Origin of the sequence: Cupriavidus pauculus, assembly GCF_008801835.1 — a bacterium.
Classification (GTDB): domain Bacteria; phylum Pseudomonadota; class Gammaproteobacteria; order Burkholderiales; family Burkholderiaceae; genus Cupriavidus; species Cupriavidus pauculus.
The window spans coordinates 33,842-56,889 of record NZ_VZOW01000025.1; the positions used below are offsets into that span (position 1 = coordinate 33,842).

The following is a 23,048-nucleotide window of genomic DNA, read 5'->3' on the forward strand; positions in this document are numbered from 1 at the left end:
CAGGCACTTTGCAACGGGGAAATCGCTAGTCGGGCGCCTTTCCCACAGCCTCATAGCGCTTACGTTTGTGCTGATTCTTCGCGACGATGGTATTGAGGATCGCGCAGGATGGGCACCAGTGACCGGCCTTCACTCCAGAGGGCGTCGCGTCCCAGACGTGGCCACGATGACATTCCCACTTGAGTTTGGCTTTTCCGTGGCGGTAAGTGTCTGACAAGCAAATGCCGCCGCGCTCCCGCGCCAAGGCGTGCATGGCCTCGATGCCCAGCTTTTGCCCCTCGTTGCGGCAGATCCTGCACCAGCCGCCCTGGAGGACGTTGTTACCGAGCGCTTCCCATTCGTGGCCAGCCGCGCATCGGAAACGGTAGAAAGCGCTGGTTCCATGGTAAGCGGTACTTAAACACCGGCCTCCGCGCTCGTTGGCCGTGCCCTGTATGCGCGCCAGGCCGTCTGCATCGGTCCGTTGTGCTCCTAATCTGGTATCGGTGCACGTCCGGCACCAGTTGCCTTGTTTTAGAACCTTGTAGCCCATCGCTTCCCAACGGTGGCCAGCCGCGCATTCAAATGGGTAATGGTCGCGGCCAGTCTTCCAGGCGGCCGCGAGGCACTTGCCCCCATGCTCGGCCGCTTTGGCGTGCAGGTCGGCCAAGCCGTATTTTGAGGCTTGCCGGTGCGGCCGAGGCTCGGTTGGCTTGCCGGCGCAACGGGGACACCAGTAGCCCGCCAACACGCTCCGCCCTTCTGGATTCCATTCATGCCCATGCTTGCAGCGAATTCTATGGAGCGCCGCGCCACCAAGAAATCCACCGTCGGTCAGGCACTGTCCGCCGCGATCCGCCACGAGCTTGTCGAACTTCGCTGCAATGCTCGCGCGGCTGCATTCAGGGCAACCGGGCGCCTTGTACAGGACGCCGTAGGCGCGGCGCTCGAAGCGATGCCCATTGGCGCATTCAAGGAGAATCTTGGCGCTAACGCCTTGCCATACCGTCGCGTGGCAGGCGAGGCCTTGTAGCGTGGCGGCGGCCTGTAGGCGGGCAAGGGCCATCGTCGCGCGGCGCGACGGTGGGGAGTTGGCTTGTTTCACGTTATCTGGAAGGGGATCTTGCGTCCCTGTCATGGTTCCGACTGCGCGAAGCCTATCATCCCATGTGACATTACTGGGCGCGGATTATCCGCCGGTCCACCACCTTCCACGCCGCGTTGCGCCTCCTTTCATAGGCGTTTCCGAGAACGCCTGCGTAACAAGGGATTCATCGATCTCGGCAGCGCCTGGGGTATGGCCTGACTTCGTGTTTGTGTGCGAACAGGGCTTTCAATGTTTGTGATGCATTTTTCAAAATTTTCGACCAGAGCGAGAAACCGGGTTGTTACGTCGGTACCACCAGGCCGATGTGCGTCCAGGAACCTTGCACGCGAGAAAGGTGCGACATATACGCGTCCATTTGGACTTTTCGGAAAGAGCCACCAGAGCCAAGGACTTCCACCAAGATCAAATAGTACCGGCGCTTTCGTGTCACCCCACTCCCGCAACAGAGCACTTTGCTCAGGGAACGGAATTCTAGTAATCAGCAAGTCTGCGTCCAGAGGCTTGCCTGCTCTTATTGCTTTAAGAAAGTGTTCGCCGTCCTTCTTTCGTCTTGTCCCATCGACAACCCAAACGAGCTTTTGATAGAAGGCGTTGCGAGCCTGACGTTCCTCGGGCTTCAGGTACGAATGCTGGAATTCAATTACCCATCCATCATCGGTTTTCACATCCGCAATGTGCCGCTCGCCATCTTCTGCTCTGTGGACAACCTCCTGCCAGTTGCTTGGGAACTCGTTCTTCCACGCGCGATGCCATTCCGTTTCGTTCTCCCACCATGGGTCGCAGACGCGTTTCGCTTGATGGGCCCAGTGCCATGCCTTTAAGGTTCCGCACTTGGCGATCATCAGGCTTCCACAGGCTTCGCAGTTGCCTAGAAGGCCGCGCGCCGCTTCGTGGCGCTCACCTTTGACGGTTGCAAATTTCATGGTCTGCTTGGGCTATTGGGGTGCGAAGCAATGGCAGATGTTGGGGCGTGCTGCGAACCCGCTACCCACTATAGGAGACGGTGATCCGACTGTGGAGCGCGAAGCGAGTTGACGCCAGGAGGGAAATGTTAGTGCGGCACAGAGCAACCGATCGGATGCTGCTAATCCGGGATACGGTTAAACGACTGGCCGCAGTCTGTCCTCCCAAGGGGGCAATCTCGGCCTTATGCCCCGTCGAGAGTGGCGGCAATGCGCTCAACCGTCCTGTTGCTGGCCAAGCCCAGCCGCTCCGTGACGGCATCGGGGGCAACGCCACGGATCAGCAGGCGCCGGCAGTACGTGTTGCGGAGGATTCTCGGGCTCATGTCCTCGGAATCTTGTCCGATGGAGGCGGAGGCCTCTCGTACGATCTTTCCGAGGCTCATGTCCGTGATGGGCGTGCCGGTCCGCTTCAGGGTGAATAGGAGATCGCCAGCGACCGGCCAGTCATGCCGTACCGCGTGCCATGCGCTCAAAGGGGCTATGGCGAAGGGCTCAAGATGGATGGTGCGGGAGATTTTCGGCGGACGTGCCGGTACGTGCAGGTAGGGCGGGGCGGCGTTCGGGTGTAGGTCCTCAAATCGAGCAGTACGCCCCTCGCTGGCCGTGACGCCGGCGCCCAGGAAGAGCGCAACGATCGCACGTCTCTGGAGAGTTTCCGGCGAGTCAGCGCTGTGCGGCTGTACGAATTCCTGTAGGCGCTGGTCGACGTCTTCGGGAAGGAAGAGGGCATCGGGATCTTCCGTAGGCCAATGCTGACCACGAACGAGATCGCTGGCAGGGTTGGCATCGCGGATGCCGATGTCGACCAGATGCCGGCACAGGCGATCGATGAGCTTGAGATAGCGCATGCGTGTCGCCGGCGAGTATGCGGTGGCGTCGGCATCAAGCCAAAACCCATCGAGCGCGTCAGCGCCGAAGTTGGCCACCGTCATCCCGCGGCCGACCAAGTATCGGTTAAATCTGTCGAACATTGCCCGATGCTGGACGATGGACTGCTGCGCGAACGGTCGCCGGTCAGCGCCGGCGGCTTCGCGTGCTTGCCAGTCAGCGTAGGCGCGTGCGGGGTCAAGGTGCCAGAGGGTATCCATAAGAATTTATATACTGAATATTGCGTCCCCCGACAACCCCTACCGCATCTTCGATGCGGTTATTGCTAGCAAACGCGGGGGGTAGGCCCACAGCACCCGCCGCACGGCTTCGGACACCAGCAAGCGATATCCACCTGGAGACGACGCGCGGACGGCCAGCAACTATGTCGTCGACATCGGCACATGCGGTCGGGCCGGCCGGTCCGACGAACAACTCGTTCAGGACGGCGCGTTTCAGCGCGTGCCTGCCCGGGCCGGGCTCGTTGAAGAGAATGTGATCGCCGACTGCAAAGGTCCCAAACCGCCGGTACAGCGGCTGCCCGTTCGGGTGGCAACCAATCTGGTCTGCGAGGGTGGGCGCCTGGCCTTCGAGAAAATCGGCAAGCTGCGAACGCTGATAACCGATCCCTCCGTGAACTTCATCGACGGGAAGCTCCGGCTTGCCAACCACGCCAATCGCGGCACGCATCACACGCCGGTAGTGCTGTCCGCCCGCCAGAAACACCCTGCTGGCTCGGCTGGGCCAGGCCACTTGGACGGGGTCATGCCAAGATGCGGTCAATCGGCTATCATAAGCCATGGGGTTATATAGACAAGCAAAAACATTCCCGTCAGTTATAACGCTGGTCTAGAATTTTGCCACCATCCTCGGCTAGACTGGCTGGCCCTTCAGAGATTGCCGAGATCCTGTATGGCCACCGTCGAGCGTACCGCCTACCCGCGTTTCCCGAAGGTTTTCTCCACCAAGGAGCTACAGGCGTGCTACACGCCGGATGCCGAGGAACTGGAGTGGGCCACCCGCTCAACCCGTGGTCAAGGTCCGCGACTTGGCTTGCTGGTGCTGCTGAAGGTCTTCCAGCAACTGCATTACTTCCCCAACCTGGACAGCATTCCCGTCGTCGTGATCGACCACGTGCGCGCCAGCGCTGGTCTGGCGCCAGATGCCGCGTTTGGCTATGACCGCAAGCTGTCCCCCACGCTGTACCGGCATTACACGGCGGTGCGCGAATTTCTCGGCGTCCAGCCCTATATTGGCACCGATGCCAACGAGGTCACGATCCGCGCCGCGCGCGAAGCCGCGGAAACGATGGACCAGCAGGTGGACATCATCAACGCCACCATCGATGCGCTGATCCTGCACCAAGTCGAGCTGCCAGCGTTCTCCACCCTAGACAACATTGCCGAGCAGATTCACACCCGCACGCAGACCGCGCTGTTTCGACGCGTCGCAAGGCGCTTGTCGGATGAAGAACGGCAGCGGCTGGACCGGCTTCTGACCCGGGAATTCACCAACCGCCTGACGGCCTACAACAACATCAAGCGCCACGCGCGCCGTCCATCACGCAAGCATCTCAGCCTACTCATAGAACACCTGACCTTACTCGACGGTCTTGGCGATTTCTCTCGCGCAATCGCAGGCGTGCCAGCCTCGAAGCTGCGCTCGCTGGCCAGCCAGGCCATGAGCCTGGACGCGGCCAATCTACGGGAGATCCAGCCTGAGAAGCGCTACACGCTGATCGTCGCCTTGCTCAACCATATGCGCGTGCGCACCCGCGACGATCTCGCGGAGATGTTCATCCGTCGCATGGGCGCCATCCACAAGCGGGCGCGCGATGAGATGGAGCGCATCCAGTCCCGTCAGCGCGCGCAGATGGAGAAGCTGGTCACCTTGCTCGACGGCGTGGTCGATATCGTCGCCGATGGCCAGGACGACGCGCTGATCGGCCGGCAGGTGCGCCGCTTCCTCGCGCCGTCCGGCGATTTGGAGCCGCTGCGCGAGAGTTGCGCCGAGGTACGCGCCTTCAGCGGTAACAATTACCTGCCGCTGCTGTGGCGGCATTTCCGCGCGCACCGCTCCGTGATGCTGCGCCTGGCGCAGGTGCTGGAATGGGAGTCGACCAGCCAGTCGCGCACGCTGCTGGCGGCACTTGCGGTGGTGCTGGACAATGAATCTCTGCATCGCGAATGGATCGCCGCCGGCGTCGATGTGAGCTTCGCCTCGGAACGTTGGCGCAAGCTGGTGCGCCGCCCCCACGACCAGGGCGCCCCCACCAACCGGCGCTACCTGGAACTTTGCGTGCTCTCGCATATGGTCAACGAGCTGCGTTCCGGCGACTTGTGCGTGGTGGGGTCGGATGCCTTTGCCGATTACCGTGCGCACCTGCTGCCCTGGCGCGAATGCGAACGGCGCCTGCCCGAATACTGCGCCAAGCTGGACATGCCGGCCAACGCGCAGGACTTCGTGGTGCATCTACGCCAGTGGCTGACCGACACGGCTCGTACGCTGGATGCCAGTTTTCCCGACAAGCGCCAGCACGTCACCATCGGCCAGGACGGCGAACCCGTGCTCAAGCGGACGATCGCCAGGGAGATCCCGGCCAGCGCGATCGCCCTGCAACAGGCGCTGATCCGGCGCATGCCGACGCGCAATCTGCTGGACGTGCTGGCCAACATCGAGCACTGGACCCACTTCACGCGGCACTTCGGCCCGCTCTCCGGCAGCGACCCCAAGATCCGCAATGCGGCCGAGCGCTACCTGCTGACCATCTTCGCCATGGGCTGCAACCTGGGGCCCACCCAGGCCGCCCGCCATATGGCGGATCGGGTCACGCCGCACATGATGTCGTTCGTCAACCGCCGGCATCTGAGCCTGGAGCGTCTCGAAACCGCGCAGCGGGAATTGATCGAGCTGTATCTGCGGCTTGACCTGCCCAAGCACTGGGGGGATGGCAAGACCGTCGCGGCTGACGGCACCCAGTACGACTTCTACGACAACAACCTGCTGGCCGGCTACCACTTCCGCTACCGCAAGATGGGCGCGGTGGCCTACCGGCACGTGGCCGACAACTACATCGCGGTGTTCCGGCATTTCATTCCGCCCGGCGTGTGGGAAGCCATCTACGTGATCGAGGGTCTGCTCAAAGCCGGCTTGAGCGTGGAGGCCGATACCGTGCACGCCGACACCCAGGGCCAGTCGGCGGCAGTGTTCGCCTTCACGCATCTGCTGGGCATCAACCTGATGCCGCGCATCCGCAACTGGCAGGATCTGAAGCTTTACCGTGCCGATGCCAGCACCAAATACAAGCACATCGACCGGCTGTTCTCGGACATCGTGGACTGGGACCTGATCGCCTTCCACTGGCAGGACCTGATGCAGGTAGCGCTATCGATCCAGGCCGGAACAATCTCCTCGCCGCTCCTGCTGCGCCGGTTCGGCTCGGAAAGCCGCCGCAATCGCCTGTTCCTGGCGGCGCAGGAACTCGGCAAGGTCGTGCGCACGGCGTTCCTGCTCGAATGGATCGGCAGCCGCGAACTACGCCAAGAGATCACCGCCACCACCAACAAGATCGAGTCCTACAATGGCTTTGCCAAATGGTTCTCATTCGGCGGTGACGTGCTGGCCGAAAACGATCCCGACGAACAGCAGAAGCGCCTACGCTACAACGACCTGATCGCCTCGGCCGTGATTCTGCAGAACACGGCGGACATGATGCAGGCCCTGCGCGCGATGGTGAAGGAAGGGATCAAGGTCGACGTGGCCGACATTGGCTTCCTGAGTCCCTATCTCACCAGCAACATCAAGCGCTTCGGCGACTATAAACTCAACCTGGAGCGGGTGCCGGAAGCCTGGATTCGCGACAGCCTCTTCGCCGCTCCCGCCCATTCCGTCCGCAAGCCTCGCCATGCCTGACACCGATACCCCTTACGGCAGGGTCGACGCCGAGGCGTTGCAAGCGCTTCGGGACACGTTCGACACAACCACCATCCTGCGCGTGGTGGACCACCTCGATGCGATCCGCGCGCGTTGCTGTGAGCCAGCCGGGCTGCGCGACGATCTGCTGCGCTTGCACGGCATGGCACATACGCTGATCAACGGCGCCGCGTTGTCGTATCCAACCACTGGCCCGACCCTCGTGGACCAGGCCGAGGCCATCATAGAGGAGCTGGACGACTGGATCTTGCTGCTCAAGCGCGCCGTGCAAGCGCTGCGCCCGCTGGAGCCGCTTCGTCCCGGCGACGATAGCTGACTCGGCGAGGTCGCTTGCCCGTCGAGACGGCGCATGTGAGGCTGGCTGCGACGACGCGGCAGAACAGAAGCCGGAACGAGCCAGGGCAGCGTAGCCGCGTCCACTACGCCCTTTGGCGCACTTTTCCCGCTTGCAGCGATGCGATCAGCGGGCAGGATACGTTGCCCTGGCGGGCATGGCAGGCGCACACCAGCTCGGACAGCACGGCCTCCATGCGTCTCAGGTCGGCCAGCTTTGCGCGCACGTCGTTGAGCTTGCGCTCGGCCAGGCTGCTGGCTTCCTCGCAATGGGTGCCGTCCTCCAGGCGAAGCAGTTCGCCAATTTCTTCCAGACTGAATCCCAGCCGTTTGGCCGCTTTCACGAACCTCACGCGCGTCACATCCGCTTCGCCATAGCGGCGGATGCTGCCATAAGGCTTGTCCGGCTCCGGCAGCAGCCCCTTGCGCTGGTAGAACCGAATGGTTTCCACATTGATCTCGGCCGCCTTGGCGAAGGCGCCGATGGTCAAATTCTCCAAATTGCGTTCCATCCCGCTTGACTCCGTACAAAACTACGGAAGTAAGCTTACGTTATCACTTCCCGATTCGAAAGACCAAGCGCATGCCACAACCGCAACCCGGGCGCCGTGCACTCTTTGCCGGCGGGCTGGCCGCCATCCTCGCCTCCACCTGCTGCCTGGGGCCGTTGGTCCTGGTCGCGCTCGGTTTCAGCGGGGCCTGGATCGGTAACCTGACCGCGCTGGAGCCATATCGGCCTCTTTTTATCGGCACGGCGCTGGTGGCACTGTTCTTCGGCTGGCGGCGCATTTTCCGTCCGCCGCAAGTCTGCAACCCGGGGGAGGCCTGCGCCATCCCGAAGGTACGCGCCACCTACAAGCTCATGTTCTGGGTCGTCGCGCTGTTGGTTCTGGTCGCGCTCGGATTTCCCTACGTCATGCCATGGTTCTACTGATCAGGAGTTCGCCATGAGAAAGCTGTTTGCCGCCCTCGCTCTCGCCGCCGCCGTCGCTCCCGCGTGGGCCGCGATGCAAACCGTCACGCTGTCTGTGCCGGGCATGACTTGCGAGACCTGCCCGATCACGGTCAAGAAAGCGCTCTCCAAGGTCGACGGCGTAAGTAAGGCCAGCGTCAGTTTCGAGCAGCGCGCGGCCGTCGTCACCTTCGATGATGCCAAGACCAGCGTGCAGAAACTGACCAAGGCGACCGAGGACGCGGGCTATCCATCCAGCGTCAAGCGCTAAGCCCCGGAGCGAACGCGGGAGCGAGATCATGGGACGGATCACGCGCGTGGCCAACAAGGCAGGGGCGCTTGGCAGCATCGTCTCGGCGATGGGCTGCGCGAGTTGCTTTCCCGCCATCGCCGGCTTGGGCGCGGCCATCGGCCTGGGCTTCCTGAGCCAGTACGAGGGGCTGTTCATTCGCCTCCTGTTGCCGGCGTTCGCTGGCATCGCGCTACTCGCCAATGGGATCGGATGGCTCAACCATCGGCAGTGGCAACGGACCGCGCTCGGACTGATCGGCCCGCTCCTGGTGCTGGCCGCGGTGTATTTGAGCTTTGGCTGGCGCAGCGAAGCGCTGCTCTCGCCGGCGAAGCGCTGCGGGGCACCGGACGCCTGTGAACTACCGGCCAAGCGCGGCTGATCGCCTGGCCGTCGCCTATATGACAGAAGGAACTGTGGCATGACCCACTTGAAGATCACTGGCATGACCTGCGACTCGTGCGCCGCGCACGTCAAAGAAGCCTTGGAGAGAGTGCCGGGCGTGCGGTCGGCGGTGGTGTCCTACCCGAGGGCGATGGCGCAACTTGCCACCGAGCCTGGCACCTCGCCGCAGGCGCTGACTGTCGCCGTGGCCGGACTGGGCTACCGGGCGATGCTCGCCGAGGCCTCGCCAGCGGAAAAAGGCAGCCTGCTCGACAAGGCGTTGGGCTGGCTGGGCGGCGGTGACAAGTCCAGGAGCGAAGCCGGCGGCCTGCATATCGCCATTATCGGCAGCGGCGGCGCCGCGATGGCGGCGGCGCTCAAGGCCGTCGAGCAAGGCGCGCAGGTGACCTTGATCGAGCGCGGCACCATCGGTGGCACCTGCGTCAATGTCGGCTGCGTGCCGTCCAAGATCATGATCCGCGCGGCCCACATCGCCCACCTGCGCCGCGAAAGCCCGTTCGACGGGGGCATCCAGGCTACGCCGCCGGCGATCCTGCGCGCGCGCCTGCTGGCCCAGCAGCAGGGGCGTGTCGATGAGCTGCGCCGCGCCAAGTATGAGGGCATCCTGGCAAGTACCCCGGCCATCACGGTGCTGCGCGGCGAGGCGCGCTTCCAGAACGGGCACACCCTGAGCGTGCGCCAGACCGAGGGCGGCGAGCGCGCGGTGGCGTTTGACCGCTGCCTGATCGCCACTGGCGCCAGCGCGGCCGTGCCGCTGATCCCCGGTCTGAAGGACACCCCCTACTGGACCTCGAACGAGGCGCTGGCCAGCAACATCCTGCCGAAGCGGCTGGCCGTGATCGGCTCGTCGGTAGTGGCCGTGGAGCTGGCGCAGGCCTTCGCCCGGCTCGGCAGCCAAGTCACGATCCTGGCGCGCAGCACGCTGTTCTTCCGCGAGGACCCGTCCATCGGCGGGACCGTCACGGCCGCCTTCCGCGCCGAGGACATGACGGTGCTGGAACACACGCAGGCCAGCCAAGTGGGCTACGCGGACGGCGAATTCGTGCTCACCACCGGGCACGGCGAAATCCGTGCTGACCAGTTGCTGGTCGCCACCGGCCGCGCGCCCAACACGCGCGAGCTGGCACTGGAGGCGGCAGGTGTGAGGGTCAACGCGCAGGGCGCCATCGTCATCGACCATGGCATGCGCACCACCGCACCCCACATCTACGCCGCCGGCGACTGCACCAACCAGCCGCAATTCGTCTACGTGGCGGCGGCGGCCGGCACCCGCGCGGCGATCAATATGACCGGAGGCGATGCCGCGCTCGATTTGAGCGCTGTGCCGGCGGTCGTGTTCACCGACCCGCAGGTCGCCACCGTGGGCTACAGCGAGGCGGAAGCGCACCACGAGGGCATCGAGACCGACAGCCGGATGTTGACGCTGGACAACGTGCCGCGCGCGTTGGCCAACTTCGACACGCGCGGCTTCATCAAGCTGGTCGCCGAGGCCGGTACCGACCGGCTGATTGGCGTGCAGGCGGTGGCGCCGGAAGCTGGTGAGCTGATCCAGACGGCGGCGCTGGCGATCCGGGCGCGCATGACCGTGCAGGAACTGGCGGACCAGTTGTTCCCATACCTGACGATGGTCGAGGGGCTGAAGCTCGCGGCACAGACGTTCAGTAAAGACGTGAGCCAGCTATCCTGTTGCGCCGGATGACGAGAAAGGGGAACTTCGAGGCGGGCAGACGCCAAGCCCGCAATTCGAGTCGTGCGCCAGCAGCGCCGACCAAGGTTTCGCAGCGGCGTCACCGTGGGGTTCCAGGTGCCTCGGGGTAGTCGGCCATTTTGCTCACGGACACTGCCTTCGAATGAAAGTCGAGATTTCCTCAGGGCGGGTGAAGCCTACTACGGCGCGGTCTCCCTGCATGCCGGCGCCGATGAGCACAGGCTTGCCGGCCGGCGGGCCATTAGCGCTGCCATCCGTCTTGAATCGCAGGTTGAATTCCCAGAGGGTGTGAGTCTTCCGGTCAGCGGTGGTGAGGCGGTAGGTGTCGCCGCAGTAGCGGATCGCGGTGACCCGCGCCAATCCGCCGGGCCGCGCGCTCATTGTCGCCGGTCAACAGCACCGGCCGGATCCCTGCCGCGCGCAGCGCCGCCACCGCTTTGGCTGCGTCAGGACGCAACCGGTCGCCGAGGGCGAGGATGCCGAGAGCCCTGCCGTTCCTCGCGACGGCGATCACCGTGCGGCCTTTTTCTTCCAGCTCCCGAGTCCGCCCGGCCAGCGCGTCTAGGGCGATTCCCCGCGCCTGCAAGAAGGTTGGATTCCCTACCAGAACCTGCTCGCGTTCGATATGCGCGATCACGCCCTGGCCTGGAAGCGCCTCGAATGCGTCGATCTGCGGCGGCGCAATCCCACGCCGCAGCGCCACCTCCAGGATCGCCTGGGCCAGCGGATGCTCGGAACTCGATTCGGCGGCGGCCGCAATCGCGAGCAACTCGTCTTCGCCCGCTTCGTGCGGCACCATCTCCTGGACCAGCGGTTGGCCCTCGGTAAGCGTGCCGGTTTTGTCGAGCACGACCGAGCTCACAAGACGGTAGCCTTGAAACGCCTCGCCGGTGCGCATCAGAATGCCACGCTCCGCGGCCTCGCCCGCGCCCCGCACGATCGACAGCGGGGCGGAAATGCCGACTGCGCACGGATAGCCCATCACCAACACGCTCAAGCCAGCAAACACCGCGCGCTCGAGGTCGATCTGTCCCGTCACGAGCAGCGAGCCGGCGAGCCAGCCGGCCACCGCCAGCGCGGCCACTGCCAGTACCGTGGGCGTATAGACGCACAGCACGCGGTCCACCAGGTGCAGCAACCCCGGTTTCAGGGCGCGCGCGTCCTCGACATGGCGGATCACCTGTTGCAGGAAACTCTCCTCGCCGATCGCGGTGACTTCGACGAGCAGGGTCCCGGTCCCGTTCATCGCGCCGCCGATCACCGCGTCGCCGCGCCGCTTTTCGACTGGCAACGGCTCGCCGGTCATCAGCGCCTCGTGCACTGCCGAGTGGCCGTCGATGACCTTGCCGTCGACCGGGATGCGCTCGCCGGGACGCACGTGCAAGCGGTCGCCAAGCGGGACCTCGTCGAGTGGGATTTCCGCTTCACGGTTGTCGCGCACCACGCGCGCGAGATCCGGCTGCAGGTCGAGGAGTTTCTTCACCGCCTGCGAGCTCCGGGTCTTGACGATCAGCGAGAGCCACTCCGAGAAGATGTGGTAGGTCGCCACCATCACCGCGACCGCGAAGAAGGGGGCGGTGGGATAGCCGGCGGGTTGCAGGATCAGGCCGATGATCCCCCCGACGATGCCAGCAAAGGCGCCGATCTCTAGCAGCACGTGTTGATTGAGAATGCCGCGGCGCAGTGCCTGCACCGCCATGATGAGGATGTGATTACCGATGCCGAACACCAGCCCCAATGCCAGCGCGGCCGTCACCCACGGCGCTGCCTCGACAAGCCACCCGTGGGACCTGGCGTAGTAGAGCACGACGCCGAGCCCGCACAGGCCTGCGGTTCCGCCCAGCGCCGTGACGATTCCCCGCGGTCTGAGGACGACGAACAGGAACGTGGCCAGGCTGAAGAAGACGGCGATGGCAAGTAAGGTTGACCAGAATCCCACGGGGTTGGCCACCAGCGCGATCGCCGTGAGGCTGCATCCGACCGCGGCCACAAAGCGCCGGCCCTCGCGCACCAGCGCCGCCTCCTCTTCCTCGAAGGGGCGCAGCTTGCGCGGATCGGAGATCGTATAGCCGATGTCCTTGAGCGTCTGCAGCAGGTCCTCGGCCTGGGCTACGCGCGGATCGTACTCGATCAGTGCCTGCTCGTGCGTCAGGCTCACCGCAACCTTGTCGACGCCGGGCCGCTTGCCGAGCGCCTTCTCGATCGTGCCGGTGCACAGCGAGCAGTGCAGCCCCCCAATCCGTGCGCGGATGCGCCGGCGCCCCGGCCGGCTGGATGGTTCCTCGCTCCAGAAGCGAGGCGCGGATTCAATGGGAGTGGCGGCCTTCATGATGACACCTCATCGCGGGTTGACTCAAGCCGTTTGACAACACCAACCGCGGCAGCACGGCCAGCGTTTGGGGCGATCACGAGACTTCGGCCGCGGTGACCCGATAACCCGCATTTTCCACCGCGCTCACGAGGGCCTGCTCCGAGATCGCTCGCGGCTCAAACAGCACGCGCGCAAGGGCCTCTTTATGGGACACTTCGACCGCCTTGACGCCAGCCTGGCGCTCGAGCAACACTTGAACGATAGTGGCGCATCCAGCACAATGCATGCCGTCGATTCTCAAGGTGGCGTTCTTCACGTGTCTCTCCTTGCCGAGACTGACAGGCTCACAGGCCCTGTGTTTTGTGCCGAAAGCCAATGGCCACCCACTTGTGGGCCGTCCCGTCAAGTTGAATTGAAGCGCGTGCGACGCATAGACGGCCAATCGTTCTTGTTGGGACAAGACCCCAGCAAAAGGGGCTCGATGGCTGTAACCGGTCGCTGTCTCGCTGGTCTCCCCTTAAGAAGGACAAGAGCTTGTCAAATGGACCATTGAGCAGCGCTTCCCACTCGTTGATCCATGCCTGGTCGAGATGCTGCCGCCACCGGAAGAGATTGCCTTGCGCAATCCGCAAGCGTTTCCCACTGAAGCTTGTCGACTCGGCGATGCAGGACAAGACTGCGTTCATCGAGCCGATGATGAGCGCTCGGGTGCTGTGCTGAGGGATGCTCAGGCATCGTGGCAGGCCTATCCAGAAATAGACAGCGTGCAGTCATTGCATAGAGGCGCGTCATGCGCCTTATGCAGCACGTTGACGGCCTATCGCCGCTATTGCAGAGGACAGTAATGCGGGCGCGATTCGCATTGGCGACGATCCAGAAAGTCCTGTGTGTTGGCATGCTGACGGGCGGTGATCTCGCCTCGCGTCAATAACAGATCGTTGATGCATTCCAGTTCGGCGATTGGCCATTGCTCCGCCAGCACGACTAGGTCAAACAGCGTCGGCGCTCGCATGACGGTTGGCACGGCCTCGGTACCGCGTCGCCTGGGATTGGACCAAAGATGCATGCCTGCACGCAGCGTGATGCCATGCCAACTGAACGATTTCATCTTCGACTCATGGGAACGTGGTCTCGTTACCACTGCCTGTTGAGCAGACGGCTGCCGGATGGCAGCTTCGCGCGCCAAGGTAGCCGGGCGGCCAGGGCGTTCTGCGGATACTGAAGACGCTCGGGCTCGATTGCTAAGTTGTAATGCGTGCGCAACATCACGGTTAACTCGTGCGTTCTATATTTGATGGAAGCGCCTGATCGATGCTGGCGGGTAAGCGGCGCGTCGATCTTGCCATAGCTGGTGCCTCTCTCCCCGGGGTCCAGCATACTTAAGTCCCCGCAGCACCTAGGCTGCGGGGACTTCGTTTTTTTCCGATGCATACAGATCTCGACGAAAAAGCCTGAAAACGTGATCCGGCGTACCAATCCCGGATGCCGTTGTGCCGCTTGTGCTCCTCAGATCAATTGGGGCGCCAGAGGCGAGGGTCACCTGGGTGCCTTGCCTTGGTCTAACCAGCGATCGAACTTGCCGATATCGCGTTGCGCATCCTTGATGATCTGATTCGCCACGGCTTTCATTTCTTTCGAGTCGCCTTTTGCCAGCTCAGTCTTGGCCATGTCGATCGCCATCTGGTGGTGCATCTTCATCATCGTGGCAAAATCCTTATCAACGTTGCCTGACGATTGCATCGCCATCATTTTGTCCATGCCTGGCGCCATCGAGCCGTGAATCTCTTGTGCGGCGGAGCCGCCTGGCACGGCGCCTTGACCGTGTTCACCGGCAGCATGCTGCGCGAGGGCGGATAAGATGCCGGTCAGCAGAAGGCAAGCCGCCACAACAAGCCGGCGATTCGCATGCAGTTTGGTTTGTAGGGTCAGCATGATGGATGCTCCGCAAGAAAGAAGACATTGGGTGCGCACCGCTCCTTTCCAGGAGCACGTACATCGTCGAACGCAGCGTGCGGTTCGGCCATTTCAGGTAGTTACCCCCGCTATGTTGGCCGCGAGGGCTACCGTGTACCGGCTGCAAGGACTGCATGCCGCTAAACGGCTGGTAGTCTGGAATGTTAAAGTCACGCTCCAGCATTTCACGCATGCCGTCAATGCCCATGCTTTGGCATGCCACTCGTTGCACATCTGGATGAGCGCACCATGCCGCCGATCTGCGCCGGTGATGCAGGCATTGAGCGGGTCCAGGAAAGTGAAGGGGTGCCTGCTAAAGACGTCGAGAAAGGCGTGCTCAAAGCCCTTGCCCAGTTGAAATCGTTCGAGGATATCGATGGCGGCCTGCTGCTCCGGCCGGACTCGGGGCTGATAGTGAATGCCGTACCGATTGCGTAGCATCGCGAGCAGTCGCAGGATCTCTTCGCGCTGGGGCACGATTCTCCTGACGAGCATTTGACTTGATCTCATTCGAGGCGGCGTTAGGATGCGTCTCCGGAAAACCCACGGTCGGCGACGTCCCCTCACTGTTCGAAAGTTGGCCGCTACGGCGCGGGTCGGTACCAGGTAGTCAACCCGGTCATGCGCGAGGCGGAGTAGTGATGGTCGATCAGTAGCTGCATCAGCGCAACTTCGAAGTTGGCTGTGATGGCGCGACCAGGGGCGACAGACCAAGTGGGCAGGGCCGACATTGTGAAGAGTCCCGCCGCCATACAGATGCCCCACCTGGGGAGATACTGAGCGCGGCGGCGTGATCGCGGCTGCCAGCCCCTCCCTCTGCGATGCGTCGTTGGGCCGTGTGCGGTTCATGGCAGCCTCTCCTCATCGATCTCTCGTCGATATGCGGACCATTGTAGAAGGCACATCGCTTCAATCAAGAAGTAGTCAGGTTGACTTTGCTCACATGGCGAAACATACAAAGACACGTAGTAGAACATGCGCTCGCGTGGCGGATGGCAACGGCGCAAAACGAAAGTGGCAGCGTGGCAGATCGCGATTTCTCTTAATTTGCCGATCCGTCGCAACGTTTGCGCTCGCGTTGATTACACGATAATGACGCGCGCGTAATGTTCGCGTTGGCACGCGTCCTGCGTGCATAAGCCGACTGACGACGACGCTGAGTTGGCACTCTAAATGCCGTGCTGGTATGCCGAGGCAGGCACGAACCGGTGCTGCATCGCATTCCGCTGCGAACGAACCGTTGTGGCCGCTATTTGCGACGTCTCGTCGATTTTCTGTTGCGCTTACGCGACGCCGCGCCGCGCGGATTGCGCATTCTCGAGGCAGGGCCATGTCGGCGTCTGACATACCAGGCAAACAGGCCGAGCATAACTAGGATGGCGGCCAGTCCGAATAAGACGACAACAAGGACATCGTGTGGCAGATCAAAAGGGGGGCGGCGCACGGTCTGATTCGATTCGGAATTGGCCAGTCAGGATCGTTGAGCAAATGCGCCCATCGGCCGGCTAGACGTTGCTAGCATCTACAGGACGCGCACGGCCACTGGCAACGCAACCGTGCGCGCATGGCGTGAATTATTTGCGCTGGATGTCCACGACCGTGGGCGCGCCATCCACCTTGTCGAAGGTCACCGACACGGCTTCGCCTTCCTTGAACTGGCTAAGCGAGGCGCGATCCTTGACCGGAAACGCCATGGTCATTCCGGGCATGCCCAGGTTCTCGATGGGGCCGTGCTTGAGCGTAACCTTGCCGGCTTGCGCATCGATCTTCTTGATCTCTGCGGGCACCGGTCGAGGCGCCTGTGGTGAGGCGGCCGGGGCCTTCATGTCCATGCCGTCCATTGAACCCGCGGCGAATGCGACCGGCCCAGTAAGGATGGCCACGACGGCCGCGAGGGTTTTGAGGTATTTCATTGCGATTCCTCCTGAGGTGAGAGGTGGTGGGGGGAAAGGGAAGTCTGCTTGAGCTGGCGGCGGCGTAACAGCAGGTACACCGCCGGCACCACAAACATGGACAGCAGCGGCGCCGTCACCATGCCACCAACCATCGGCGCAGCGATGCGCTGCATTACTTCTGAGCCAGTGCCGTGCGACCACATGATCGGAAGCAGGCCGGCCAGAATCACCGCCACGGTCATCGCCTTCGGGCGCACACGCAGCACGGCGCCTTCCTGGATCGCATCGAGCAGGGCCGCGAGATTGCTTTGACCATCCTCAAGCCGTTCCTGCCAAGCGTGTTTCAGATAGAGCAGCATGATGACGCCAAATTCCGCAGCGACCCCGGCGAGTGCGATGAAGCCGACAATCCCGGCTACCGACAGGTTATAGCCCAGCAGATAGAGTAGCCAGAAGCCGCCGATCAAGGCGAGCGGTAGCGTCCCCATGATGAGCAGCGCCTCATCCAGCCGGCCGAACACCAGATAAAGCAAGACGAAGATGATCAACAGGGTGAACGGCACCACCACCTTCAGCTTGGCCGTAGCGCGCTCGAGATACTCGAACTGCCCTGACCAGCTCAGGGAGTATCCGCCTGGCATCGGGACGGCTTTGGCCACCGCCGCCTGCATGTCCTGCACGGCCGAGCGCAGGTCCCTGCCGCGAATGTCGACATAGATCCATCCGGAGAGCCGCGCATTTTCACTGCGCAGCATCGGCGGCCCTTGCACGACCTGGATGCGCGCAACGTCGGCCAGGGTGATCTGCAGCCCCTTGTCGGTCACGATCGGCAGACTGCGCAGTTGCTCGATGGAGTCCCGATAGTCGCGCGGATACCGGACATTGATTGGATAGCGCGCGAGCCCGTCGACCACTTCACCGACGTTTTCGCCGCCGATGGCCGAGGAGACGATGGCCTGAACGTCTTCAATGTTCAGGCCATACCGGCCGGCAACCGCCCGGTCGATATCCACGTCGATGTACCGGCCGCCAGTGAGCCTTTCGGCCAGCGCGGAGGTGACTCCGGGGACCGTCTTGACGGCCTCCTCGATGCGAGTAGCCAAGCGATCGATTTCCTTCAGATCCGTACCGGCGACCTTGATCCCCACTGGGCTTTTTATGCCGGTGGCGAGCATGTCGATGCGGTTGCGGATCGGCGGCACCCAGATGTTAGACAGCCCTGGCACCCTGACGACCCGATCGAGTTCCTCCACCAGCTTGTCGGTGGTCATGCCGGCACGCCATTGGTCCTTGGGCTTGAACTGAATGGTGGTCTCGAACATCTCGATCGGCGCTGGATCAGTAGCGGTATCGGCGCGGCCCGCCTTGCCATACACCGTCGCGACCTCCGGCACGGTCTTGATGAGCCGATCGGTCTGTTGCAGGAGCTGGGAGGCCTTGCCTGCGGAGAGACCTGGCAACGCCGAGGGCATGTAGAGCAGATCGCCTTCATCCAGGGGGGGCATGAATTCGCCGCCGATGCGCATAATGGGCCACGCGGTGGCGACAAGCAGCACGGCGGCAATCGCCAGGGTGGTCTTCGGATAGGTGAGCACCTTGCCAAGCAGCGGCTGGTAGCCGCGAATCAGCCAGCGATTGAGCGGATTGGCCTGTTCCGACGGAATCTTGCCGCGGATCATGTAGCCCATCAGCACCGGTACTAAGGTGACGGACAATCCCGCAGCGGCCGCCATGGAATAGGTCTTGGTAAAGGCCAGCGGCGAAAAGAGGCGGCCCTCTTGCGCCTCCAGTGTGAACACCGGAATGAACGACAGCGTGATGATCAACAGCGAGAAGAACAGGGCAGGCCCGACCTCGGCGGCCGATTCGCCAATGACGCGCCAGCGCTCCTGTGCGCTGAGTTCGCGCTGTGGGTTGTCGGCATGCCAATGCTCAAGATGCTTGTGCGCGTTCTCGATCATCACCACCGCGGCATCAACCATCGCGCCGATGGCGATGGCAATGCCGCCCAGCGACATGATGTTGGCATTCACGCCCTGGTAGCGCATCACCAGGAAGGCGGCCAGCACGCCCAGCGGCAGCGAGACGATGGCCACCAGCGCCGAGCGCAGGTGAAACAGAAACACCAGGCAGACCAGCGCCACGACCGCAAATTCCTCGATCAGTTTGGTGGTGAGGTTGTCCACCGCCCGCTTGATCAGTGCCGACCGGTCGTACGTCGTGACGATCTCGACGCCCTTAGGTAGGCTCTTCTGTAAGGTGGCGAGCTTGGCCTTGACCGCTTCGATGGTTTCCAGGGCATTTTTGCCCGAGCGCAGCACGATGACGCCACCGGCCACTTCGCCCTGGCCATTCAGTTCGGCAATACCGCGCCGCATCTCGGGGCCGAGCTGCACGGTGGCAATGTCGCCCAGCCGTACCGGGATGCCCGCGTCGCTGGTGACCAGCGGAATCTGGCGAAAGTCGTCCAGCGTTTTCAGATAACCGGTCGCCCGGACCATGTATTCCGCTTCGCCCAACTCCAGCACCGAGCCGCCGGTTTCCTGGTTGGCGCCCTTGAGCGCTGCCAGCACCTTGGCTTGGGACAGGTTATAGGCGCGCAGCCGATCCGGCATCAGCACGATCTGGTACTGCTTGACCATGCCGCCGAGCGAGGCCACTTCGGCGACGTTGGGCAGGGACTTGAGCTCGAAGCGCAGGAACCAGTCCTGCAGTCCCCGTAGCTGGCTGAGGTCATGCTGGCCGGTCTTGTCGACCAAGGCATACTCGTAGATCCAGCCGACGCCGGTTGCATCGGGCCCGAGCGCGGGCTTGGCTGCCGCCGGCAATCGCGACTGCACTTGGTTCAGGTACTCGAGCACGCGTGAGCGCGCCCAGTACAGGTCAGTCCCGTCTTCGAACAGCACATAGACATAGGAGTCACCGAAGAACGAGTAGCCGCGCACGGTCTTCGCCCCGGGCACCGACAGCATGGTCGTGGTGAGCGGATAGGTCACCTGGTTTTCTACGATTTGCGGCGCCTGGCCAGGGAATGGCGTGCGGATGATCACTTGCACATCGGACAGGTCGGGCAGGGCGTCAAGCGGTGTACTTCGTACCGCCCAAAGTCCCCACGCGGTCACCATGACGGTGGCGAGCAGTACCAGGAAGCGATTGCGGATGGAGGCGAGAATGAGTCGGGCGATCATGGCTTGGCTCCCGCAGTGGTGTCGGCCGTCTCGACCGCCGACAGGGTCGCCACGCCGTCCTTATCCAGTCGGAAGCGGAACCTGACCTGATCCCCGGACTTGAATCCCTTGGGCATGCCGGCCGGCGGCGCGCCAAACTCCATCGTCATGGCGCCCCACTGCGCAGAGGGAATGGCGCCATGGGAGATCGTCATGCTCTGCTCGGTCACGGCCTCGATTCGCCCAACGCCTTGATGTTCCGGCCCGGGCGCTGCAGAGGCGGCTGTGGGCGCGGTCATGCGCTGAGTAGTGCCGCGCAGGCTCGCCTCCGAGTCAATCAGGAACTGTCCTGATAGGGGTCCCCTTGATTCCCGTGCAGTTTACCGGCGTAGCCACTCCTAGCATCCACGCGGGTTTCCGGGCGGTGCTCGCCTGATACCTCAGTCAAATCAGTCACTTGCTGACTGGTCCTTTTCTCCCCTCTTGATGGACCGTTGATCGGCCCCGGCCCGAGTAGCGCGCCGGCGAGACCGTGCGACAGCCTGTTTTGGCAAGATAATTACATTTATCCTGTTTTCATGATTCATTACCACGAGGAAAAGCCTTTCCTAACGTTAGGATCGTACGTAAGATAGGGTCACATTCACCCTCTGTCCGACCACCATGCCCCGCCTCGCCGCCACGTCCGACCAGATCCGCGCCACCGTGCTGGCCATGCTGACCGAAGCCGGCGACGCGGCACCGCCCACCGCGGCGCGCTTTCGGCGCGTGGTATCGGTGCGCAAGCTGCGCGACCGCCTGGGCGGCGGCGACCCGGCGACCCTGTCGCGCACGCTCAATGCCATCGAGGCCGAGGTCGTGCGCGCGGGCCTGGCCGACCTGGCCCTGCCCGAGCTTCCCGCCGAGGTCGCCGAGGCGATGCGCGCGCTGTGGCAGGCCGCCGTCGCGGTCCAGCTTGACGACGTAGTGCGCCTGCGACGCGAGGCGCAACAGACTGCGGAGGCCGCGCAGTCCGCCCGGGCCGAGGCCGAGCTGCGGGTCGAACTGCTGCGCCAGGAACTCAGTGAGGTGCGCGCCCAACTCGCCGCGCGCGACACGGCCCTCGCCGAAGCCAGCGCGGCCTTGGCGGCCGCCAGCGCGCGGGCCGACGCGCAGACCGCCCGCCGTGGTGAACTCGAAACGGCACTGGCGACCGTGCAGGCGCGTGTCGCGGCGGACGAGCGCACCCACGCCGAGGCGATCGCCACCATCCAGACGCGCTACGAAGCGCTGTCCAAGCAGCTGCTGCAGGAAACCGCCCATCAGCGCGACGCCGTGCGCGCCGAGCGCGCGCAACTGGCCTCGCAACTCAAATTTGCCGAGCGGCGCATCGCGGCGCTCGAGGAGGAACGCGGACGACTGGACGCGGAGCTGGCCAGCGAACGTGCCGCGCGCCAGACCGCCGTCGGCGAAGCGAGCGCGCTCAAGGCCGTCACCGCCAGCCAGCGCGCCCAGCTCGACGACCTGCTGCGCACCACCCTGGCCGCGGCACCGCCCGCCGCCAAGGCCGCACGCGGGAGCCGATCGACCGCCAAGCCGGCCGGTAAGCCCGGCCACAAGCCCGACCATAAGCCCGGTAGCAAGCGCCGCGATCTGTCATGAATCCGGCCGACTGGATCGATACGGGCGCGGTGCCGCCGCGCGCATTACCGGCCACGGTCGAGGCAGCGCTCGCCTACCTCGCCGAGACTCTCGGGCATCCGGTGTACGCGCACTGGACCCTGACGCGCATCAAGCGCCGGTATGGATCGCTCGCGGACGCCAAGGCCGCGCAGCCGACGGTGCTTAATCTGCTGCTGGCCCACGACGGGGCGGTCGAGTATTGGGAGCGCGGACGCCTGCGCGCCGCGCCAGCGGACCAGGCGCCCAGCCCGGAGACGGTCCTCACCCGGCTGCTGCACACGCACCGCCGCCGCTTCCGCTCCGGCGCCGCCTTGCCGGGGAGCAAGACTGCGGTGCTGGCCGCCACAGAGGCAACGGAGGGGGTGGCTGCGCCATGGCTGGCCGCATCCGGTCTTGCCGACCCCGCGTGGCTCGCGCGCGCCGGCCGCTTTGCCCAGCCTCAGACCGCCGCTAACACGCTGGGCGCCATCGATGATGCGCAGGCGCTGGCGCTTTTTCTGCGCGACCGGACGGGCCGATCGCTCCATACACGACGCGCCTACGGCGCCGAGCTGCGTCGCCTGATTCGCTGGTGTCACCTGCATGGCTTGGGGCCGTTATCGGCCCTGACGCGCCAGCAACTGCTCGCCTACCGGCACACGTTGCAGCACGGTGAGGCCGGCACAGAGAACGCCTCGCCACCGCTATCCGAAGCGACCTGCACACGCGCACTCGCCGTGGTAGCCAGCCTCTACGGCTACTGGTACGCCACCGGTTACCTGTATGCCAACCCGGCCGCCGGCCTGTCCAACGGCAGCCGCGCGCGCAGTGGCTTTGTGCCGACGCGGCTGATCCCGCCCGCGCTGCTGGACGCGTGCGATGCCTGGCTCAATGGATTGAGCACCGACGATTCGTTGCCGGCGCTGCGCCGGCGTGCCATCTGGGTGCTGTATCGCTATGCCGGCGTGCGCCTGGCGGAACTGGCCTGGTCGGATAAGACGGGACTGCCCCGACTGGAGGCCGAGGCGCCCGGGCGGTGGACCCTCTATGTCTGCGGCAAGGGACACAAGGTGCGCGCCATCCCATTGCCGACCCAATGCATGGCCATATTGCGGACTTACCGGCTCGCACGGGGCTTGCCCGCCGAGCCGCCCGCGCACGAGACGTTGCCCGTGATCCACGGCCACAAGGGCGAAGCGCTGCAGCAGGCAGGTCTCTATCAGGAGGTCAAGGCGATCTTTGCGGCCGTGGCCGATAGCCTGCAGGCGCGCGAGCCGGCGCAGGCGTTGCTGCTGCGCAAGGCATCGCCGCACTGGCTGCGCCATGCTTATGCGCGCACGCTGGTGGTCGACCACCAGGTACCGTTGCCAGCGGCCCAGGCGCTCCTTGGCCACGCCTCCGTACAGACCACAGCAGCCTATGCCAGGACGGACCTGACGCAGTTGCGGGCATTTGTGGATGCGACATTTGGTGCCGATACGCCGTAGGCGCAAGCAGCAGGCAATAGCCGTACTGCTTTGGCCGAGGACGGGCTGCACTTTC

General features: G+C 63.9%; 19 protein-coding genes and 1 pseudogene. 9 read left to right on the forward strand and 11 right to left on the reverse strand.

Annotated features, from left to right (window positions below; translation table 11 throughout):
• Positions 1-25: 25 nt before the first annotated feature.
• From F7R19_RS21470 to F7R19_RS21480, 3 genes are all read right to left on the reverse strand, one after another.
• Positions 26-1,084 carry a hypothetical protein gene (locus F7R19_RS21470; protein ID WP_150981937.1) on the reverse strand — a complete coding sequence of 353 codons (1,059 nt, stop codon included), beginning with the start codon at positions 1,082-1,084 and terminating at the stop codon, positions 26-28.
• A gap of 128 nt (positions 1,085-1,212) precedes the next feature.
• Complete coding sequence (locus tag F7R19_RS21475; RefSeq protein ID WP_150981938.1) at positions 1,213-2,010, reverse strand: competence protein CoiA; 798 nt, start codon at positions 2,008-2,010, stop codon at positions 1,213-1,215.
• 224 nt (positions 2,011-2,234) lie between these two features.
• Entirely contained in the window at positions 2,235-3,140 is a 906-nt protein-coding gene (locus F7R19_RS21480) for a tyrosine-type recombinase/integrase (protein ID WP_194946606.1), read from the reverse strand.
• A gap of 691 nt (positions 3,141-3,831) precedes the next feature.
• Between F7R19_RS21480 and F7R19_RS21485 the strand changes: the two genes are divergently transcribed.
• Together F7R19_RS21485 and tnpC are read left to right on the forward strand one after the other, a co-directional pair.
• On the forward strand, positions 3,832-6,831 hold the full coding sequence (locus tag F7R19_RS21485; RefSeq protein WP_150981939.1) for a Tn3 family transposase: 3,000 nt from the start codon (positions 3,832-3,834) through the stop codon (positions 6,829-6,831).
• Positions 6,824-7,168: a Tn3 family transposase post-transcriptional regulator TnpC gene (tnpC, locus tag F7R19_RS21490; protein ID WP_150981940.1), complete on the forward strand. Its 345-nt coding sequence runs from the start codon at positions 6,824-6,826 to the stop codon at positions 7,166-7,168. The genes F7R19_RS21485 and tnpC overlap by 8 nt, the downstream gene beginning before the upstream one ends.
• 103 nt (positions 7,169-7,271) lie before the next feature.
• Here tnpC and merR read toward each other — a convergent pair whose 3' ends face one another.
• Complete coding sequence (gene merR / locus F7R19_RS21495; RefSeq protein WP_150981941.1) at positions 7,272-7,697, reverse strand: Hg(II)-responsive transcriptional regulator; 426 nt, start codon at positions 7,695-7,697, stop codon at positions 7,272-7,274.
• Positions 7,698-7,768: 71 nt separating this feature from the next.
• Between merR and merT the strand changes: the two genes are divergently transcribed.
• From merT to merA, 4 genes are read left to right on the forward strand one after another with little or no spacing between them, the layout of a single operon-like run.
• On the forward strand, positions 7,769-8,119 hold the full coding sequence (merT, locus tag F7R19_RS21500) for a mercuric ion transporter MerT (RefSeq protein WP_150981942.1): 351 nt from the start codon (positions 7,769-7,771) through the stop codon (positions 8,117-8,119).
• A 13-nt stretch (positions 8,120-8,132) separates the two neighbouring features.
• A complete protein-coding gene (merP, locus tag F7R19_RS21505; RefSeq protein ID WP_150981943.1) occupies positions 8,133-8,408 on the forward strand; it encodes a mercury resistance system periplasmic binding protein MerP in 276 nt (91 codons plus the stop codon).
• Positions 8,409-8,436: 28 nt separating this feature from the next.
• Entirely contained in the window at positions 8,437-8,808 is a 372-nt protein-coding gene (gene merC, locus F7R19_RS21510) for an organomercurial transporter MerC (protein ID WP_150981944.1), read from the forward strand.
• Positions 8,809-8,847: 39 nt separating this feature from the next.
• Positions 8,848-10,530 (forward strand): mercury(II) reductase, encoded by a 1,683-nt coding sequence (gene merA / locus F7R19_RS21515; RefSeq protein ID WP_150981945.1) that lies wholly within the window; start codon positions 8,848-8,850, stop codon positions 10,528-10,530.
• 310 nt (positions 10,531-10,840) lie between these two features.
• Here the strand turns inward: merA and F7R19_RS21525 are convergent, their stop codons facing one another.
• The 4 genes from F7R19_RS21525 to F7R19_RS21540 all read right to left on the reverse strand — a co-directional run bounded on the left by F7R19_RS21525 (position 10,841) and on the right by F7R19_RS21540 (position 14,782).
• The gene (locus F7R19_RS21525) at positions 10,841-12,868 is read right to left on the reverse strand and encodes a heavy metal translocating P-type ATPase (RefSeq protein ID WP_150981946.1); all 2,028 of its coding nucleotides are present in this window, start codon (positions 12,866-12,868) and stop codon (positions 10,841-10,843) included.
• Positions 12,869-12,944: 76 nt separating this feature from the next.
• Positions 12,945-13,166 (reverse strand): heavy-metal-associated domain-containing protein, encoded by a 222-nt coding sequence (locus F7R19_RS21530; RefSeq protein ID WP_211922770.1) that lies wholly within the window; start codon positions 13,164-13,166, stop codon positions 12,945-12,947.
• 510 nt (positions 13,167-13,676) lie between these two features.
• Positions 13,677-13,958: a hypothetical protein gene (locus F7R19_RS21535; RefSeq protein ID WP_150981947.1), complete on the reverse strand. Its 282-nt coding sequence runs from the start codon at positions 13,956-13,958 to the stop codon at positions 13,677-13,679.
• Between the two features lie 428 nt (positions 13,959-14,386).
• Positions 14,387-14,782, reverse strand: a complete 396-nt coding sequence (locus F7R19_RS21540) for a DUF305 domain-containing protein (protein ID WP_150981948.1) — start codon at positions 14,780-14,782, stop codon at positions 14,387-14,389.
• 237 nt (positions 14,783-15,019) lie between these two features.
• Here F7R19_RS21540 and F7R19_RS29845 point away from each other — a divergent pair, with 237 nt between their 5' ends.
• On the forward strand, positions 15,020-15,241 hold the full coding sequence (locus F7R19_RS29845; protein WP_170292629.1) for a hypothetical protein: 222 nt from the start codon (positions 15,020-15,022) through the stop codon (positions 15,239-15,241).
• Positions 15,242-16,377: 1,136 nt separating this feature from the next.
• On the opposite strand, the gene F7R19_RS21550 is transcribed toward F7R19_RS29845, so the two are convergent.
• From F7R19_RS21550 to F7R19_RS21560, 3 genes and pseudogenes are all read right to left on the reverse strand, one after another.
• Entirely contained in the window at positions 16,378-16,716 is a 339-nt protein-coding gene (locus F7R19_RS21550; RefSeq protein ID WP_150981949.1) for a copper-binding protein, read from the reverse strand.
• Positions 16,713-19,886, reverse strand: coding sequence for an efflux RND transporter permease subunit (locus tag F7R19_RS21555; RefSeq protein ID WP_150981950.1), 3,174 nt, complete (start codon positions 19,884-19,886; stop codon positions 16,713-16,715). Before F7R19_RS21555 ends, F7R19_RS21550 begins: the two co-directional genes overlap by 4 nt.
• Positions 19,883-20,218 (reverse strand): annotated as a pseudogene (locus F7R19_RS21560) (copper-binding protein); the annotation flags it as partial. The pseudogene F7R19_RS21560 and the gene F7R19_RS21555, both read right to left, overlap by 4 nt.
• A gap of 310 nt (positions 20,219-20,528) precedes the next feature.
• Between F7R19_RS21560 and F7R19_RS21565 the strand changes: the two are divergent.
• Together F7R19_RS21565 and F7R19_RS21570 are read left to right on the forward strand one after the other, a co-directional pair.
• Positions 20,529-21,506 (forward strand): DNA-binding protein, encoded by a 978-nt coding sequence (locus tag F7R19_RS21565; RefSeq protein ID WP_150981952.1) that lies wholly within the window; start codon positions 20,529-20,531, stop codon positions 21,504-21,506.
• Positions 21,503-22,993 carry a tyrosine-type recombinase/integrase gene (locus F7R19_RS21570; RefSeq protein WP_150981953.1) on the forward strand — a complete coding sequence of 497 codons (1,491 nt, stop codon included), beginning with the start codon at positions 21,503-21,505 and terminating at the stop codon, positions 22,991-22,993. The genes F7R19_RS21565 and F7R19_RS21570 overlap by 4 nt, the downstream gene beginning before the upstream one ends.
• Positions 22,994-23,048: the final 55 nt, after the last annotated feature.